Raw genomic sequence first — 18614 nt, 5'->3', positions numbered from 1 at the left:
ATAAGCAAAGTTAAGATTTATAGATAAGTAATGGTATGTATCTTTGCCCTATGCATAAAATTAAATTGAATAACGTTAGAGTTTTTACTAACCATGGCTGTCTAGACGAGGAAGAACGTATAGGTAGCGATTATAGAGTGGATCTAGAAATAAGTGCCGATTTAACTAAAAGTGCGCAAACCGATCACCTTAAAGATACAGTTGATTATGTTTCCCTTAATAGAATTATTAAGGAGGAAATGGCAATAAGATCTAAATTACTGGAGCAAGTTGCAAAACGTATTCTTGATAGAATTTTTAAAGAAGAACCACTAGTTCAACAAGCTACTGTACAAGTAGCTAAAATAAATCCACCTATAGGTGGAGATGTTGAAAGTGTAATCATTGAAATGTCAGAAAGTAGATAAAGAATAACAGCTTTTTAGATTTTATCGATTGATATCCTAAAAACTGTACTTTTTTACTATTTTTGCCGTCCACAAGGTGCCATGGCCGAGTGGCTAGGCTTGGGTCTGCAAAACCTACTACAGCGGTTCGAATCCGCTTGGCACCTCAAAAATCCTCAGTAATTACTGGGGATTTTTTTATTGAATACGTTTTGCGATAAAGTGACCTAATGCCAGTCCGATTACTATCGTTAATACAATGTTTAAAACATTTGGAGTTGGATGAACACCTTCATAACAGTATTTAATTAAAAAGGGTCTTTCGTCCGATTGTGAGTGGTACGCACAAGAGTCAGGTACAAAAATTATAAATAAAATAAATTGTAAAAAACCAATTGCAAGAACTCCTAATACGTAAGCAATCCATCTCATTTTAATGTGGTAATTCTGGTAATTGATTTTCTATTATAACCGTGGTTTGAGGAAATACACCTTTAATAATCAATACTATTCCACATATTAACATGACAATAGCGATTAGTCGTTTTAACCAAAATATTCTAAGTGGAGTTAAGTATCTATTTAAACTTTTTGCTAATACTATTTTACATAAATCTACAATGAAATAAGTAAGTAAAACAGTACTGAAAAATACCAGTATACGATTTTCATCATTCTCTAGTTGAGGACTAAATACTACAATCAATCCCAACCAGAAACCTAAAACGCCAATATTGATAAAATTCAGTAAAAATCCTTTGATAAACAGGGAATAATAATTGTTCTTCTGTACGATTAAAACTCCTTTATCAACTTCTTTAAGGTATGTTTTCTTGGTTTTTATAAAGGAAATTACTCCATAAATGCATAAAATACTACCACCAAAAATGTATAATGCAGGATCATCCTTTAATTTTTCTAAAATACTAGAGGTCATAAAATAAGCGACTAGAAGAAAAATGATATCAGCCAGTATGACTCCTATATCAAGAGCTAGAGCAGCTCTAAAACCCTTTATGGCGCTTGTTTCTAATAAGGCAAAAAACACTGGCCCTATTAAAAAAGCCATACCAAAACCTAATGGGATAGCACTATATATATCTTCTAGCATATAACAAATCAGTTATAGCTCAAAAATAATAGATAACCTAAGGCTTATCAAATGATAGTTAAGAAAACTAAAGTTTAAAGAACGATATGACGTCATTATTCCACAATTTCAATACGACCTCCAAATACAGTTTTCTTATTTATATTATTTGGATTACCATAAACCATTACATCGCCACCGGCATTAATTCTAATTTTCACGTAATTACTCGCATACACTTCAACCTCACCACCAGCTTGTATTTTAACTCGGGAATCATCAGTTTTTAAACCTGCGTTTTCAACTATTCCACCTGTGTTAACAACGATATTTTGGTTTTTTGCTGCTCCTGTTAAAGAAACAATACCACCAGTTACTGCTCTTATATCCAGATGCTCAATCGCAACACCAGCTTCTACCCTAGCTCCTTCTTGCACTTTGATTTCAAGATTGTTTTGAGTCATTAATTCATTAACTACGATGACTGATCCTTCATTACCATCAATAGTTTGTAGATCTTTATAATAAACGTGTATAAAGGTATTTTGACCATCAAAAATTCGTTCCGTTTTCATTCTGATTTTAAGAGTTTTATTTTTTAAAACAAACTCTACGTCCTGAGCATCCTCGCCTGTTATGACTAGTTTATTAACATCAGATTTCACTAAATTGACTTTGACTAAATCAAATGTTTTTATTGTATCAAAATTTCCCATGTCTTCCTCAATAGGATTTTGGGCTACTATTATTACCGAGAAGAGTACTATTAAACTGCTTACTATAAATTTCATGATTGTTATTTTATATACAGACAATCAAAAAATAAATATGTTACAGTTTGTATCAATAGAAACAGCAGCCTAAAAGACTGCTGTTTCATTAACCAACCAAAAAACTTATGAAAATTACTCTTAATAACCTTCAACTATATCTTTCCAAAACTCGTGCCAAACTATTATGCATGCATAATTAATTTTAAAAGAAAATCCCGCATCCTGAAGAGGATAACGGGATTTTACTAACCAACCAAAAAACTTTCTTAATTGAAAATATTCTATTTCATAAAACCATGAAAATGTTGTAACTAAGTAACCACTCTCAATTACAATACAAATATCTACCAGTTCTAGATTACTTTTAAAATTGAATTATACTGACTAGTAATATTAGATTAAATACAATTAATATCGATTAAATACATAATTAAAAGCATTTTTATTAATGACGGTTGCCTTTCCAGGTGCCTCCATAACGGTAATTAATATCAGATTGATGATGTTGTGTACAAGATTTACAACAAAAAACCCATTGTTTACTTCCTGAAAATTGAATACGATACATCACATCGTCATCTTTTTGACAAGTATGACAAATTTTCGTTTTCATTAGGATTCTACCTGTTCTTTACTGCCAACCATCCAAAAATCTAATTGTTTCTTGACTAAATCGGCGTTTTTAACTTTGACATAAACCTCGTCACCTAGTGTATAGGTATTTTTAGTACGTCTACCTACAACAGCAAAATCTTCCTCAACAAATTCATAACTATCGTCGTCTAGATCACCTAACCTAATCATACCTTCACACTTGTTTTCAATAATCTCCACATATATACCCCAATCGGTCACACCAGAAATAACTCCTAAAAACTCTTCATCTTCATGGTTTTTCATGTATTTGACCTGCATGTATTTGATACTATCTCTTTCTGCTTTTGAAGCAAGCATTTCCATGTTAGAAGAATGATCGCATTTTACTTCATACACTTCTTCATCGGCACTTTTTCCACCATCTAGATAATGTTGTAAAAGTCTGTGAACCATCACATCTGGATAACGCCTTATAGGACTCGTAAAATGAGAATAATAATCAAAGGCTAGTCCATAGTGACCGATATTATCAGTAGAGTAAACAGCTTTTGACATAGACCGTATAGCTAGGGTATCAACCATGTTTTGCTCCTTAGCACCTTTAACGTCGTGTAATAGTTTATTAAGTGATGAGGTTACTCTATTACGATCTCTTAAGTCTAATTGATGACCAAATTTCTTTACTACACCAGCAAGAGCATTAAGCTTTTCATCATTGGGTTCATCATGTATTCTGTAAACAAAGGTCTTTTTATCACCGTTTTTTGCGGTACGCTTTCCTACAAATTCTGCTACCTTTTTATTGGCTAATAACATAAATTCTTCAATTAATTTATTAGCGTCTTTAGAGGTTTTAAAAAATACACCTACAGGCTCATCGTTTTCATTGAGATCAAATTTAACCTCAGTCTTATCAAAACTCAATGCTCCCGATTGCATGCGCTTTGCTCGCATGATTTTAGCAAGTTCATCAAGTTTAAGAGTGGCTTGAACAATAGGAGTAGGTATTTTTGTACGCTTTCGCGAAAGCGAGATATCTTCAGGTATTTCATCCTCTTGCGTTTCAATGATATGTTGCGCTTCTTCATAGGCAAATCGCTGATCGCTGTGAATAACTGTTCTACCGAACCATTGATTGTGGATAACTGCTTTATCGTCTAATTCAAATACTGCAGAAAAACATAGTTTGTCCTCATGAGGATTTAAAGAACACACACCATTTGATAACACTTCAGGTAACATGGGTACTACTCTATCTACTAGATATACTGATGTGGCTCGTTCATAGGCTTCATCATCGAGAACAGTTCCTGGTTTTACGTAGTGAGAAACATCGGCAATATGGATTCCTATTTCATAATTACCGTTTTCTAAGACTTTAAATGATAAGGCATCGTCAAAATCCTTTGCATCTTTAGGGTCTATCGTAAAGGTGAGATCCTCGCGCATGTCACGACGCTTGTTAATTTCTTGTTTACTTATGGTTTTATCTAACTGTTCAGTGAACTTTTCAACCTCGATAGGAAACTCATAAGGAAGACCGTATTGCGCTAGAATAGCATGAATCTCAGTATCATGCTCACCTGGATCACCTAAAATATCCTTTACTTTACCATTAGGTGAATCTTGTTTATCGTTCCACTCTAAGAACTCGACTAGTACTACTTGACCATCCTTGGCACCATTAATATTGCTTTTAGAAATAAAGAAGTCTGTAGTTATTTTTGGATTTGCAATATTTACAAATGCAAATTTTTCATGAACTTCAATAGTTCCCACAAATTCTGTTTTATTGCGCTGTAGTACCTTAGTAACCTCACCTTCTGGTTGTTGTCCTCGTCTACGATGATAGACATAGACCTCAACTTGATCACCATCAAGTGCCTGACCGATGGATCTTTTAGGAATCATTATATCTTCTTGTAATTCTTCGGTTATAACATAACCGGTACCGCGAGAACTTACATCGAGAATTCCCGTGTAATAATCAATTGCTTTAATGATCTTGAATTTACCACGATCAACTTCTTCAATCTTGTCTTTAGCTTTTAATTGATGTAATTTTTTTATTACCTGATTGCGGCCACTAGAATCCCTTATTCCTAGTTTGGCGCATATCTGTTTGTAATTAAATAGTTTATTGGGTTCGTTTTTTAAAATATTGAGAACACTTTGACTTAAGTTTTGAAACTTGGTCTTTGATTTTCGTGATTTCTTTTTCTTCATATATAAACAAAGTTACTCTTTATACAACTCAATCATAATTGCTTTACAAATAATTAATATTGAACAAATTATAAATAAATCTTAAAAATTCCTTAATAAAAGTGTAACTTTAAATGAATTTAGGCGTTATATAAACATAGTTTAAACCAAACAATGTCTCTCAAACATAAGAAGTTTACGATCTATTTTTTTCTAGGAATACTACTAGTAGCTGCTATAGTATGTGCTATTCTCATTTTTATTGCTCTTGATGCCAGTAATGCCACTACGGCATTTTAAGAGATACCTTTCTTTTTTTCTTCTTTCTTAAATTTTCAAAGTTTTACTTCTTCTCGTTGTTATTAACATATATTATATCATAGATTTTTCTTTTTAAAATTTTTAAATAAAAAATAGTGATTAATATAGCTTGTGAATAGCGGTAAAATTTAGGTAATCGTTTTTTGTTATTTTGAAAAAGAAGAAACTTTCAACAGTTATAAACAAGTTATAAGAGAATTAAATTTCTATTTTTAAACCAATTATACTGTTTTACTCACAGTTGTTCACAACCATTATTCACAATGAATTGTATATTATTTACATTAAATTAATCTGTTAATAACGTCAATTTTACATTTAACAACTAAATTGAAAAAACTAATAAGAAAATGATGTTGTTTCAGTATCCTGTATATATGCACAAGCATTTGACAAATCCTAAATAATTTCATTAAAAACTATTAACAGGTTATTATTGGTTTATAAAAGTCAAAAATTACTAGGTGTTAATAACCTCATTTAACTTACTGCTTTTTTACCTTTGTTACTTAATATTTAGTCACATGAACATCTCTATAGGAAACGATCACGCAGGACCTGCATATAAAAATGCCATAGTAGGTTACTTAAAAGAAAATGGGTATGAAATCATTAATCATGGTACTGATAGTTTTGACAGTGTAGATTATCCAGATTTTGCTCATAAAGTAGCGCAAGATATCGTATCTGGTAAAGCCTCAAAAGGAATAGTTATTTGTGGTAGTGCACAAGGTGTATCAATGACTGTTAATAAGTATAAGGAAGTACGTGGCGCTGTTTGCTGGAGTAAAGAAATTGCTCAATTATCACGAGAGCACAACGATGCAAATATCATCTGTATTCCAGCTCGTTTCACTTCAATACCACAAGCAATAGCCTTAGTAAAGACGTTTCTTGAAACTGATTTTGAAGGTGGACGTCACAAACGTAGGGTTGATAAAATAGCTTGTTCATAACCTATTTTATCATAGGCAATATTCAAATTATTTACTACTATAGAAGGAAGGTTGATTGGTATGAGTAGAACAAATAGTAAACTTTATTTTGAATTAGGTGAACAGTTACCTAAACAATATCCAGAACTTAATTTTGATAACCATTGTTACTGGCGTATTGCATTAGACAATGTTTTACAAGGAAAATGGCGTGATAAAATACCAGCACCTGCTTATAAACATCTTACTGACGATCAATTGGATTACGTAATTCATTTATTGAAAAGTTATAGTAAGGATCAACGACTACTTTTACAACATAACGAAAACTCGTTACGTTACAGAGGTAAAATCAAATAATGATTAAGAATTAAATTTCTCTTGTATACAATACTAGGGATACTGTGGAAATATGAAAAAAGAAGCTAGTATTATAATTCACCAACTGCGCACGGCAGTACATCCAGAGAAAAAACTCATGGAAATATGGAGAGAGCTAGACAGTTATGAAGATAAGGAGAAAGAACAAGTATTAAATGATCTGGATAGTCATCGACAAGAAATAATGGCAAATGGTGATGAATCATTTGGTGAAATGCTAGAGAAAATAATTACCGATATCAGGATAGGTGTAAAACCACCTAAACCTAAAATTGTACCTAAACAATTTTAAATAACATGCAAGTACACATAAAAACCTTTGATGAATTAAATACGATACAACTGTACCATATTTTACGGTTACGTTCTCAGGTTTTTGTTGTAGAACAGGATTGTGTTTATCAAGATATTGACAATAAGGATCAACTTGCAATTCACGTTATTGGTTATCATGATGAATCAATTGTAGCTTATACTAGAATTTTTAAACCAGGTGATTATTTTAAACAATCAAGCATTGGTAGAGTAGTTGTTAATCCAGAATTTAGAGGTAAATCTTATGGGAAATCAATTATGAGAGCAAGTATGGATTATATTCATAAAAAATCCTGGTCTATCATTATAATAAGCGCTCAATGCTATCTAGATAAATTTTATAAAGAATTAGGTTTTGAATCCACCGGTGAAGAATATTTAGAGGATGGAATTCCACATCAAAAAATGAAAATAATCTTGTAGAAGTAAGTAAAAAAAAGCCCTTTTTTAAAAAGGGCTTTTTATGTTAGTGATCATCATGATCATCGTGGTGTTCCATAGTTCCAAAAGGTTTTAAAATAACACCTATGCTAAAAATAAAACCATCAGTAGGAGCATAGATTTCATTAAAGCTAGGGACACCGTTTGAATTCACATTTAAAGTAGGAGTAAAACGAGATTGTCTACGGTCAGTAAAATTTTCAAAATTGGTAAATAAATGACCCCATTTGAAGTTTTTCATAACCAGAAGTCCCATTGTAACATAATCAGTAGTTTCAAACCCATTAGAAAGTAATTGATTACCTGTGTAATAAGCTTCATAACCTATACGCCATTCTTTATTTTCATACATTAATACCGTACCAGCATTATGTCTTGCAGTAAGTGGTTTTTGAGGATTGCCATCAAGAAAATTAAGCTGTGTATCTATGTATGCATAATTTAAAAACCATTTAAAATCTTTATAAGTGAACTTCATATTTGTTTCAGCTCCACGACTTAACGTTATATCATCTCCATTTTGATAGGAATAGGTATCCATACCTGTTGAGGTTAATAACAATCCGTTGTCAATAGCAGTAGCATAAAACAATTGATTTATAGAAAAATTAATCTGTTCAGTAATAGGAGTGGTATAATTAAAATCCAGATTAATTCCGTAAGATGTTTCAGCATCTAATTCATCTTTGTTAATACCTGAGATACCGCTAAAATTAAGCATCTCACCTTCTTCTGTAAATATATCTGGAATTTTATAACCCAATCCACCACCTAAACGACTGGTAAAAGTTCCTGGGCCTTTATATAGAAGGGAAACTCTAGGTAATGCAAATAAACCCCAATCCATTGCATAGTCTGTTCTTAATCCTGTTTCTAATATCCATCTATCACTTAAGTCTGTTACATTGTTGATAAATGCACCTACTGTAGTATCCTTTTGATCTCTATCATTTATACTGGTTTCATCAAAATTGGTGGTATAAAAATTTGCTCCTAGAACCCAATCTGACTTTAAGCCTGAACGCTTGTAATTAACTTCTGTAAATGAGTTTACTTGTTCACCGGTAAAAAGAATATTAGGAGTTTGAAGTTCCCTATTAAAATATGAAATGCTGTTTTTAAATTGTAAACTACTATTTTCATTTAATTGTTTATCATAGCTTATTTGAGAACTTATCCTGCTCGATGTATTCACCTGGGTGTACCTATTACTTTTTTTATCGATAGCGTCCAGAAATCCACCTGTACGGTCGTCAAATGTGGTATTGATTCCTACCCATAAGGTACTACTCTCACTTGGATAGTAAAAAAGTCTAGGGTTTAAGGTTATGGATTTAGTTTCTGGTAAGTTTGAGAATTCATCTCCATCTGGATCATATGCTTCTTGCAAATTAGCCGAGGCATACAAGGTAGTTCCCCATTTTTCATTACGATCACTATAAAAAACATTGGCAGTTGCACCTAGAGCTTGGGTACCTTGAATCATGATATCCATATCCTTTTCCTCACCTGGAGTTTTTGATTGAATATTGACTAGACCTGCAATAGCTCCTGCACCGTATAAAGTAGACGAACTACCTTTAATAATCTCAAATTGTTTGATATCAACTGGCGGTATTTGCATAATACTTAAACCACCAGCAAATCCATTGTATAGGGGAAAACCATCCTTTAAAAGCTGTGTGTATCTACCATCTAGACCTTGAATTCTTATAGATTGGTTTGCACTACTTTGAGAGGTTTGTTGCATTTGGATACCTGTACTTTCTCTTAATACCATTGAAATATTAGTACTGTTCATCGCATTTTTTTCTACTAATTCCTCACCACCTATAAATTCGATTCTAGTAGGAGTACGTTTAAAGGTTCGGGTACTACGTGTAGACTGAATAACCACCTCGTTTAATTGAGCTTTACTTTCTTCTAGAACGACACGGTATTCTAATTGAGATGGTAAATTTATTGAGATAATTTGCGTTTTATGCCCTATGTAACTTATGCTTAATTCATAGGTTCCATCTTCTAAATTTTCTAGGGTTGCAACACCATTTATATCTGTCATAGAACCTTTTTTAAGACTTTTGATAAAAACATTGGCACCTAATAAAGGTTCTTGATCCAATTGGGATACTACGGTTACGGTAATTCTGTTTTGAGAATTTTGTGATTGCGCTTTCGCGAAAGCGTAAACACCTAATAGCAGTATAATACTGCACAAATATTTATTCATGTTTATGAGTGTATTTAAGTTAAAATAAAGGCGATTTATAGCCTGAAGTTGGATTTAACTTAATACTCTAGGAGGATCAATTTCCGAATCTGAATAAATTATAGAATAAGGTGATTTGTAGTGATTATCACCTAAAATAGTTTTATCTGAAAATAGAAACTGAGTTATATGCGGTAATTCAAATACTAATTGAACAGAACAACAATTACAAATACAAAAAGGGGAACACAAATCTTCATGGTTATCCTCGCAGCCATCGTCGTCACTAGCAATTTCAATGTGGTCATCATGTTCTACACCATCACCGCACGGCATTATATTTAATGCTAGAAAGTACATGGAAAATAGAATAAAAAACCACTTCATTTGTCAAAGGTAAGCATTACTTTGTTGCTCTAGTCAATCTATCGTTGAGAGATTTCCCTATTCCTGAATCTGGGAATTTTTGAGCAACAATGATATCTAGATTTAATGCATCTAATTCATGAAGGCTGGCATACAATAAACTAGCAGCTTCTTTAATATCGCTGGTTGAGGTAAGGTATTTAACGGTATGGGCAAGTTGCTCGTCATCGATTTTCTCGTGTAATAAAATACCTATTTTTAAATTCCTATTTTGTTGAAGGTAGTCTGATACATTTTCTACTAGCACTGTTTTGGTTCTAGGAGCGTAATGTTTTTCTACCATACCAGGAGCAATAGGTGCATTTTTTTCCTGATTATTAATGTTCACCTTACCAATAACCTCTTCTATTTCTTCTTGAGAAATAGAACCTAATCTATAGATGACAGGTTCCTCATTTTCAAAACCTACTATAGTCGATTCTATACCATTTTTACAAGGTCCACCATCTAGTACTAGCTCTAATTTATCATTAAAATAATCCTTCACATGTTGGGCAGTGGTAGGACTTATTCTACTAAAAGGATTTGCACTAGGAGCTGCAAGTGGAAATTCTAATTGTGCTAGCAGTTCTAGAGTCACTGAATGATCTGGCATCCTAATTCCTACACTGTTTTTATTTGCGGTTATCAGATTAGGGACTTTCTCATTTTTTGGTAAAATGAGAGTAAGTGATCCAGGCCAGAATTTTTGAGCAAGTTTTTGAGCTTTTTCTGGAAAATCAGTAGTAAGTTCTCTTACTTGTCTCACATCGTAAATATGCACAATTAAGGGATTGAATAAAGGTCGTTGCTTCATTTCAAAAATTCCCTTTATGGCTTTTTCACTATATATATTTCCTGCCAGACCATAAACAGTTTCAGTTGGTATGGCGACTAGTTTATCTTGATTAAGTAGGTCTACTGCCCTTGATATATTTGAAGACACTTCGGTCATTGGATTCTTTTACAAATTTTAGGCAAATATCGGAGTAAAAACCTCAAGTAAAAATTAATATTTAAGCCTAACAGCATTCCGTATCTAACGTACTAGAATTCAAGAAAGGTTCAATATATTCTGTGATTTCTAGCCACTTTGTTTTGTCAATACAATAACAAACGCTTGTCCCAGTAACGGTTCCCTGAATAATCCCTACATTTTTTAATACTACAAGATGTTGTGAGATAGTAGCTTGGGCCAGACCTATTTCATCAACAATATCACCGCACACACAAGATTCTACTTTAAATAAATATTCTAAAATACTTACTCTAGCAGGATGTCCCAGTGCTTTAAACACCGCAGCAAGATTAACTTGTTTATCTGTATATAATTCAGTTTTGGTAATACCCATGTTTACTTGTTAATTTTTGTAATATAGAGTTCGACACGACGATCGTTTTTATCGGGTCCACCTAGAGGTTTGGTTCTACCGAATCCTTTAAATTTCATCCTTCTAGGATCAATTCCTCGTTCTCTTAATTTTTTAAAAATGGTCTTTGCTCTATCAACAGATAAATTGGTTTTTTTAGTATCTCTATTGTAAGCATCTTTATACGCGGGATTTATACAACATACGTGACCGTGAATTTCAAACTCGATATCTTCCCTGGCGAGTAATATCTCGGCGATACGTTCTAGAATAGGCTGTGATTCTTCTATAAGTTTTGAACGCCCTTTATAAAACAGTACGTTTTCTAATCTAATTATTTCGCCTTTTTTAATATTCTTACGTAGTAAACTTTTGAAAGGCTCTTTAGTATTATCAATAGGTGGATCAAGTTTTGTAGGAATATCTAGGTATTCATCTTGCTCTTCTGGTGTATTTGCAGCAGTGGTTGCAGCTTTAGTATTCTTATTAACCTTTACTGCTGTTATTTCATCTTCCTTGTCTGTAGTATTGTTAAGAGGCAGTACAGTAATAGGTTCTTTACTATCTGGTTCATTAATAATTTTATCGACTACTTTTTCTTCATATTCATCGATGAATTCTTTTTGTTTTTGAGTGAGTTTGCTGCGTTCTAACTGCTTAATTTCAATACGATCAACATATTCCTTGCGCAAGGTAAAGGTGAGGTCTACACGCCTATTTTGTGCTCGTTCATTTTCCAGTGATTCTTGTGAATTCTTTTCTAGTGCAACTTCACCACGGCCTTCTATAATTTTAGATATATGATCCGTTTGAATATCATGATTTTGCAGCCAGTTTGTTACAGTTTCTACCCTTCTATTGGATAAATCCATATTGTACTCATAACTACCACGATCGTCACAGTAACCAAGAATTTTTACATCTAGAATAGGTTTGTACAGTAAATTGTCAAAAAAAGCATTGAGTTGTCTTCCTTCACTAAAACTGAATTCATCTTTATCTACATCAAAATAAACGCTGTGTTGTTCTTGAATTTGTGAAAAAGAAAACAGACTTATCAATAGGAATAATAGGGTGCAATAACGGTTTATCATTTTAATATATTGTTGTAGCGATTCTCGTCTTCAAGCACTTCTATAGCAGTTTTTATTTCTGGGCTGTATTTTATTTGATACTGGTATAATCCTTCTTTGTAAAAATATCTCTTTACAATTTCATCAGTAAGCAAACTCATGATTTCAGGTTTTTTATCCAATATATCTTTCTTTTTTGCTTGTTTGATAGCTTGTTTCATTGCTTTGTAAGTGGTTGCAATGTCGTCGTCCAGTTCTTCTTTGACTGCTGTTTTGTATGCTTTCGCGAAAGCGGATTCAGTATCAGTATCAAAATCAAATCCTCTTTTTTCTAACCAAGCAACAAAATCATTAAAATCCTGATCAGTTAGTTTGATCTCATTCATATCAGAGAACTGATGTTGGTAATAGTAGTCGGTGGCATAATCAAAAATCGCATTTTCTTTAAGTAGGGTAGTGGTTATGGGTGAATAGGCCGAGCTAGCTAACTTTATATCTGGATCAACGCCACCACCATCATACACTGTACGACCACTGTTTACAGTCTTAAAGGCATTGTAATCTTCTTTTTTGGTACGTACGGCGTTTCCATCTTCATCTCGATTCCAATAATCTAGTGCTTGTATACATCTTCCACTAGGTGTATAATATCTAGAAATGGTAATTTTAATTTGTGTTCCATAGCTCAGCTTTTTTGGGCGTTGCACAAGACCTTTACCAAAACTACGTGCACCTACTATTACTCCACGATCATAATCTTGTATACTACCACTCACAATTTCACTTGCACTTGCGCTGCGACCATTAATAAGCACAGCAATTGGCATACCTTCAAATGTCTCATTGCGTTTGGTCAGGTACGTTTTGTTGTATTCTGGAACAACAGATTTAGTACTGGTAATTAATTTATCTTTTGGAATAAAAAGGTTAGACACATTTACAGCCTCACTTAATAATCCACCTGGATTACCTCGCAGGTCTAGGATTATTTTTTGAGCACCTTTTTCTTGAAGTTCTTTAATAGCAGCTTTTGTCTCTCTGCTAGCTTTTTCATTGAATTTAGAGAGTACAACGTAACCTATTTCAGGAGTAGCCATATCGTAAAAAGGGACAGCATGTACATCTACCGCAGCTCTTTTAAGTGTCGCATTTAGTAATTTGCCTTGTCTTCTGTAAACTACTTTGAGCTCACTTCCAGGAGATCCTTTTAATAAATCACCGGCGTTGTCCTTATAATCAGAAATTTGAACCGCATCTATACTTATAATTTCATCTCCAGCTTTTAGACCAGCCTTGTCTGCTGGATAATCTTTCCACGGTTCTACTATTATGATTTTATCATCTTTAGTTAATACACTAGCACCTATACCGGTATAAGCTCCACGTCTATTAATTTTTGATTTTTCAACTTCTTGTTCTGTCCAGTACTTTGTATAGGGATCTAGCTCATCCATCATGCCTTCAATAGCATTATCCATAAGATCGCCTGGATTAGTCTCGTCAACATAGTTCATGTTGATCTGTTTATACATTTCGTTGAAAATTTCTATTTGCTTAGCAATTTCAAAAAAGTCATTTTGAAAACTAACTAGTGAGAAAACTCCTATAACAGCAATTATAGGAATGATTATTTTACGTTTTAATAATTTCATTACTTGTTAATTCTTATCCTTACTCAATAGGGTAACGCATAAAGATAGGTTAATTACAATTAACCACGATAAATCAAATAGCATTCCACAGTTTGTAATTAGAAGTCCTTCTTATTTTTATTTAGAATTTGTATTTGAAAGATGGTACTTCTTGATGAGTTTTTTCATTTGATTTTCTAAAAAGGTGTATTCTGGCATACGATTAGAATGGTAGATAAACATACCTGCGATAGGCTGTTTATCAAATGGAAAATCATGTTGTGATAGTCTATATGCCTCACGCAATAATCGTTTTAATCTATTGCGGTCAACAGCCCTTTTAAAGTATCTTTTTGAGACACTTACACCTATTTGAGTTTCTTTCTCTACGGGAAGATAAACCAGACGTAATGGACCTGATTTAATTGATTTACCATCTTTAAAAAGTTGCTCAATAAGTTTGCGACTTTTTAATTTTTGATTTTTTGAAAAGGTAAATCTAATCATCAGATAATTATTCTTGGGAGCAAATTTAGCTATATCTAGGTTCTATAAATAAAAAAACGCCATTTCATAGTTTCATGAAATGGCGTTTTTATAAATAATTTAAGCTCGATTACATCTCTAGACTCCAGCTATTATTTTCTTTATCGATATCAGCCATTTGGTTTAATGGATCTATAGTTACAGATTTAACATCGTTCATATTGATCCCATCCAATATTAGGTTATAAGTAGGATTTGCCCACGACCAATCAGCCAGTTTTGTCCAATTAGAAGGAATTTCCTTTTCACCTCTCATTTCTTGTAATGGTATGTAAAACATTTTCTTCGTTCCATTTGTCATTGTCACTTCTATATCCAACGGCATGCCCATTTGACCTTTACGTTCTAGCTCGATTACATTAACACCATCTAAGCTATTCATATCGTTAACTGCATAGTCAATTGTCTTAGTCGTCATGGTCCAATCGCGCAAGTACCATTCAAGATCAAAACCGCTTACACGCTCTGCTACTCTTTTAAAGTCATTAGGGTCTGGGTGTTTGAATTTCCAAGTGTTGTAATATTCTTTAATGATTTGATCACGTACATCGTTACCTACTATGTATCCTAATTGAGCTAGGAAAGTAGCTCCTTTATTATAAGCGCTTACACCATAGGCTAGGTTAGTATGATAATGATCGGCATGAGTGGTTTGTGGTTCTTCCTTACCAGACGTTGCCAGGTAAATATAACCGCGGTAAGAGCTTTGATTTGCTTTTGACATGTCACCACCGCTCACATACGCTTCTGCGAGATTTGATATATAGGTAGTAAATCCTTCATCCATCCATTCGTGTTTAGATTCGTCTGTAGCTAGTACGTGATTAAACCATGAGTGTGCAAACTCATGAGCTGTAACTCCTGCAAGACTGTTGAATTTTCTCTCACCTGTAATTAGGGTACACATTGCGTACTCCATTCCTCCGTCACCACCTTGGATTACAGAGTATTGCTTGTATGGATATTCACCGATATTTTTATTGAAAAATTTCAAAAATTCATTTGTTACTGGTTGTAACTTCTTCCAATTATCCTTGATAGATGCTTTATTCTTATAGAAGAAATGAAGATCTACACCATTTGCTCCTTTGTAAATATCATGAACAAAATCAGGATCTGCACCCCATGCAAAATCATGAACCTGTGGAGCCACAAAATGCCACGTTAATTTGCCGTCCTTTCCTTTTCCAGGACCAGAATTTGCTTTGTCATATCCATGGCCTATTTCCTTAGGGTTTTGTAAATAACCTGTTCCACCAACTGTATAAGTACGATCCATTGTTAACTTAACGTCAAAATCTCCCCATACACCATGAAATTCACGACCTATGTATGGACTAGTGTTCCAACCGGTTTTGTCAAATTCGGCCATTTTAGGATACCATTGTGTCATTGAAAGCGCCACACCTTCAGCATTATTGCGACCACTACGACGTATTTGAACAGGAACTTGCCCATCAAAATCTAATTTAAGAGTTGTAGAAGCTCCTGGAGCAAGAGGTTTAGCTAGTGGTACTACCAGTATTGTTCCTTCACGTTGTGGATTTAACGCAGTCCCATCCTGCGTCATATTATCCACGTACAGATAACCTATCTCATTTTGATCCAGCCCAGCAATACGAGATCCAACTCTTCTATCAGGATCTTCGATACTGCGTGATCTTACATCCATATCACTACCTGGTTGAAAAGCATTAAAAAATAAATGATAATAAACACGGTCTAGCGTTTCTGGCGAATTGTTGGTGTACACCAAAGTTTGTTTTCCTGTATACTGATATCGGTCCACGTCCATATCAACATCCATGGTATAATCAACATGTTGTTGCCAGTAAGTAGTTTCATCACTTGATGATGCCACCGAACTAGTTGATGAGGTTGATCCACAGCTCACTATAAATGCTGCGAGTAATAATAATGCAATTTTTTTCATGTGTAATTATGGTTAATTCCTAGTGATTACAAGTTCAAATCAATCGATTTTTTCTTATAACCTCTGTTTTTATGATGCTAAGATAAGAATTATGACCTACTGCGACTATTTGAATGCAATTGGTAATTAAGCAAGCGACAGTTCTTATTTTTACATTTTTAAAATTACAACATGGTTTTTCATAAACTCACTATAAAACAAGTAACTAGAGTAACTCCACAAGCTGTGGAGATTGTATTTCAGATTCCAGATAATTTAAAATCGGAATTTGAATATGAATCTGGACAATATCTTACTTTAAAATCTAAGATAAACGATCAGGATGTACGTAGAGCTTATTCCTTATCTAGCGCTCCATTTGAGGACTCAATAAGTGTTGTGGTTAAAGCTGTTCCTAATGGTTTGTTTTCTAACTATGCATTAAGCTTAAAAGCAGGTGATACTCTTGAAGTAGCTGCGCCACAAGGTCTTTTTGTTCATAACATTGACAACGGTAACACCTATCTTGCCATTGCTGCCGGTAGTGGAATTACACCTATAATTTCAATGATTAAAACCGTTCTTTCTCAAGAATTAGATAGCAAGTTTGCCTTGTTATACGGTAATCAATCTCTATCTCAAACTATTTACTTTGAGCAACTTAACGATTTGAAAGATCAATACGGCGATAGATTCATTTTGAAGTATTCTTTCTCACGTGAAGAACGAGATGAAGCTCTATTTGGTCGTATTTCAAAAGGAAATTTGAATTACTTTTTGAAAAATGATTGTAAAGATCTCGCTTTCGCGAAAGCGTACTTATGCGGACCAGAGGATATGATTAAAATGGCCAGCGACAATCTAAATGAAAAAGGGTATTTGGACAAAGAAAACATTTTGTTTGAACTGTTTACAACTCAAGAGAACGATATTGAAATCACTGAAGATTCACATTTAACAGAGGTAAAAGTTATTATAGATGATGAAGAACATTCCTTTACTATGACTAGAGATCAAAATTTATTAGATGTAATTCTTAAAAATGATATAGATGCACCATATTCTTGTCAAGGTGGAATATGCAGTTCTTGTATTTGTTTAATTGAAGAAGGAACTGCCCAAATGGCTAAGAATGCTATACTTACTGATCAAGAAGTAAGCGATGGATTATCCTTATCTTGTCAAGCTTATCCAACTAGTTCAAAAGTAGTTATAAATTTTGATGAGGTATAGCCCTACCAGCTTTCATTGTCTTATAATTATTGTATTTTCATACCGATAATAAAAACACATTATGATCAATAGAACAGTTGCTAATGTAGAGAAAGCTCTCGAAGGAGTTAAAAGCGGTATGACACTGATGGTAGGTGGTTTTGGCCTGTCTGGAATTCCCGAAAACAGCATTGCTCAATTAGTAAAGCTAGAAGTAAAGGACCTTACTTGTATCTCTAATAACGCTGGTGTAGATGATTTTGGTTTAGGATTACTTTTACAAGGTAAGCAGGTAAAAAAAATGATCTCTTCCTATGTAGGTGAAAATGACGAGTTTGAAAGACAAATGTTAAGTGGCGAATTAGAGGTTGATTTAATTCCTCAAGGAACACTTGCTGAGCGTTGTAGGGCTGCACAAGCAGGAATTCCAGCGTTTTATACTCCAGCCGGATATGGTACTGAAGTTGCAGAAGGAAAGGAAGTAAGAGAATTTAATGGGAAACCACATATCCTAGAGCATGCCTTTAAGGCAGACTTTGCATTTGTAAAAGCTTGGAAAGGAGATGAAGCTGGTAATCTAATTTTTAAAGGAACTGCTCGTAATTTTAATCCTTGTATGTGTGGTGCTGCAACTATTACTGTTGCTGAGGTGGAAGAACTTGTGCCTGCAGGACAATTGGATCCCAATGAAATTCATATACCGGGCATTTTTGTTAAACGTATTTTCCAAGGAGAGAAATATGAGAAACGTATAGAGCAGCGTACTACTAGACCTAGAGAGTAAAAACTTGATAGTATAAAGAATATAAATA

At 33.7% G+C, this 18614-nt stretch carries 21 protein-coding genes and 1 tRNA gene; 9 read left to right on the top strand and 13 right to left on the bottom strand.

The features are described 5' to 3' along the window. Positions 1-50 precede the first annotated feature (50 nt). Both folB and AAT17_RS07495 read left to right on the top strand, forming a co-directional pair. Positions 51-407, top strand: coding sequence for a dihydroneopterin aldolase (gene folB / locus AAT17_RS07500; protein ID WP_042276724.1), 357 nt, complete (start codon positions 51-53; stop codon positions 405-407). A 75-nt stretch (positions 408-482) separates the two neighbouring features. Then, positions 483-553, top strand: a tRNA-Cys gene (locus AAT17_RS07495). Between the two features lie 31 nt (positions 554-584). On the opposite strand, the gene AAT17_RS07490 is transcribed toward AAT17_RS07495, so the two are convergent. From AAT17_RS07490 to rnr, 5 genes are all read right to left on the bottom strand, one after another. Then, positions 585-818 (bottom strand): hypothetical protein, encoded by a 234-nt coding sequence (locus AAT17_RS07490; RefSeq protein WP_042276721.1) that lies wholly within the window; start codon positions 816-818, stop codon positions 585-587. Between the two features lies 1 nt (position 819). After that, on the bottom strand, positions 820-1497 hold the full coding sequence (locus tag AAT17_RS07485; RefSeq protein WP_060523480.1) for a LysE family translocator: 678 nt from the start codon (positions 1495-1497) through the stop codon (positions 820-822). Positions 1498-1592: 95 nt separating this feature from the next. Beyond that, positions 1593-2267, bottom strand: coding sequence for a head GIN domain-containing protein (locus tag AAT17_RS07480; protein ID WP_060523479.1), 675 nt, complete (start codon positions 2265-2267; stop codon positions 1593-1595). Between the two features lie 427 nt (positions 2268-2694). Then, complete coding sequence (locus tag AAT17_RS13395; RefSeq protein ID WP_172792948.1) at positions 2695-2862, bottom strand: hypothetical protein; 168 nt, start codon at positions 2860-2862, stop codon at positions 2695-2697. After that, positions 2862-5072, bottom strand: coding sequence for a ribonuclease R (gene rnr / locus AAT17_RS07475; RefSeq protein ID WP_060523478.1), 2211 nt, complete (start codon positions 5070-5072; stop codon positions 2862-2864). Before rnr ends, AAT17_RS13395 begins: the two co-directional genes overlap by 1 nt. A gap of 153 nt (positions 5073-5225) precedes the next feature. Between rnr and AAT17_RS13535 the strand changes: the two genes are divergently transcribed. The 5 genes from AAT17_RS13535 (at position 5226) to AAT17_RS07455 (ending at position 7426) form a co-directional block, all read left to right on the top strand. Beyond that, positions 5226-5351 (top strand): hypothetical protein, encoded by a 126-nt coding sequence (locus AAT17_RS13535; RefSeq protein ID WP_258150461.1) that lies wholly within the window; start codon positions 5226-5228, stop codon positions 5349-5351. A gap of 545 nt (positions 5352-5896) precedes the next feature. Beyond that, positions 5897-6328, top strand: a complete 432-nt coding sequence (gene rpiB, locus AAT17_RS07470; protein WP_060523477.1) for a ribose 5-phosphate isomerase B — start codon at positions 5897-5899, stop codon at positions 6326-6328. A gap of 60 nt (positions 6329-6388) precedes the next feature. Beyond that, positions 6389-6667, top strand: a complete 279-nt coding sequence (locus AAT17_RS07465) for a hypothetical protein (RefSeq protein WP_060523476.1) — start codon at positions 6389-6391, stop codon at positions 6665-6667. Positions 6668-6719: 52 nt separating this feature from the next. Then, positions 6720-6980: a hypothetical protein gene (locus AAT17_RS07460; RefSeq protein WP_042276708.1), complete on the top strand. Its 261-nt coding sequence runs from the start codon at positions 6720-6722 to the stop codon at positions 6978-6980. Positions 6981-6985: 5 nt separating this feature from the next. Further along, positions 6986-7426, top strand: a complete 441-nt coding sequence (locus AAT17_RS07455) for a GNAT family N-acetyltransferase (protein WP_060523475.1) — start codon at positions 6986-6988, stop codon at positions 7424-7426. Positions 7427-7469: 43 nt separating this feature from the next. On the opposite strand, the gene AAT17_RS07450 is transcribed toward AAT17_RS07455, so the two are convergent. The 8 genes from AAT17_RS07450 to AAT17_RS07415 all read right to left on the bottom strand — a co-directional run bounded on the left by AAT17_RS07450 (position 7470) and on the right by AAT17_RS07415 (position 16611). Then, positions 7470-9674, bottom strand: a complete 2205-nt coding sequence (locus tag AAT17_RS07450) for a TonB-dependent receptor (protein ID WP_060523474.1) — start codon at positions 9672-9674, stop codon at positions 7470-7472. 54 nt (positions 9675-9728) lie between these two features. Beyond that, entirely contained in the window at positions 9729-10040 is a 312-nt protein-coding gene (locus AAT17_RS07445; RefSeq protein ID WP_157539246.1) for a DUF6660 family protein, read from the bottom strand. A 16-nt stretch (positions 10041-10056) separates the two neighbouring features. Continuing rightward, entirely contained in the window at positions 10057-11013 is a 957-nt protein-coding gene (locus tag AAT17_RS07440; protein ID WP_060523472.1) for an L-threonylcarbamoyladenylate synthase, read from the bottom strand. A gap of 67 nt (positions 11014-11080) precedes the next feature. Next, positions 11081-11410 carry a helix-turn-helix transcriptional regulator gene (locus AAT17_RS07435; RefSeq protein ID WP_042276698.1) on the bottom strand — a complete coding sequence of 110 codons (330 nt, stop codon included), beginning with the start codon at positions 11408-11410 and terminating at the stop codon, positions 11081-11083. A 2-nt stretch (positions 11411-11412) separates the two neighbouring features. Further along, the gene (locus AAT17_RS07430; RefSeq protein ID WP_060523471.1) at positions 11413-12522 is read right to left on the bottom strand and encodes an OmpA family protein; all 1110 of its coding nucleotides are present in this window, start codon (positions 12520-12522) and stop codon (positions 11413-11415) included. Then, positions 12519-14153, bottom strand: coding sequence for a S41 family peptidase (locus AAT17_RS07425; RefSeq protein WP_060523470.1), 1635 nt, complete (start codon positions 14151-14153; stop codon positions 12519-12521). Before AAT17_RS07425 ends, AAT17_RS07430 begins: the two co-directional genes overlap by 4 nt. 117 nt (positions 14154-14270) lie before the next feature. Then, on the bottom strand, positions 14271-14639 hold the full coding sequence (rnpA, locus tag AAT17_RS07420; RefSeq protein WP_244895631.1) for a ribonuclease P protein component: 369 nt from the start codon (positions 14637-14639) through the stop codon (positions 14271-14273). Positions 14640-14748: 109 nt separating this feature from the next. Continuing rightward, positions 14749-16611: a M1 family metallopeptidase gene (locus AAT17_RS07415; protein ID WP_060523469.1), complete on the bottom strand. Its 1863-nt coding sequence runs from the start codon at positions 16609-16611 to the stop codon at positions 14749-14751. Between the two features lie 171 nt (positions 16612-16782). On the opposite strand from AAT17_RS07415, the gene AAT17_RS07410 reads away from it, so the two are divergent. Next, positions 16783-17823 carry a ferredoxin--NADP reductase gene (locus tag AAT17_RS07410; protein WP_060523468.1) on the top strand — a complete coding sequence of 347 codons (1041 nt, stop codon included), beginning with the start codon at positions 16783-16785 and terminating at the stop codon, positions 17821-17823. Positions 17824-17884: 61 nt separating this feature from the next. Further along, positions 17885-18586 (top strand): CoA transferase subunit A, encoded by a 702-nt coding sequence (locus AAT17_RS07405; RefSeq protein ID WP_060523467.1) that lies wholly within the window; start codon positions 17885-17887, stop codon positions 18584-18586. Positions 18587-18614: the final 28 nt, after the last annotated feature.

This window comes from Nonlabens sp. MIC269 (assembly GCF_001430865.1).
In the GTDB taxonomy this organism is placed as follows: Bacteria; Bacteroidota; Bacteroidia; order Flavobacteriales; family Flavobacteriaceae; genus Nonlabens; species Nonlabens tegetincola.
The sequence above is the reverse complement of the archived record's forward strand: the minus strand, read 5'-3'. Positions and strand labels throughout refer to the sequence as shown.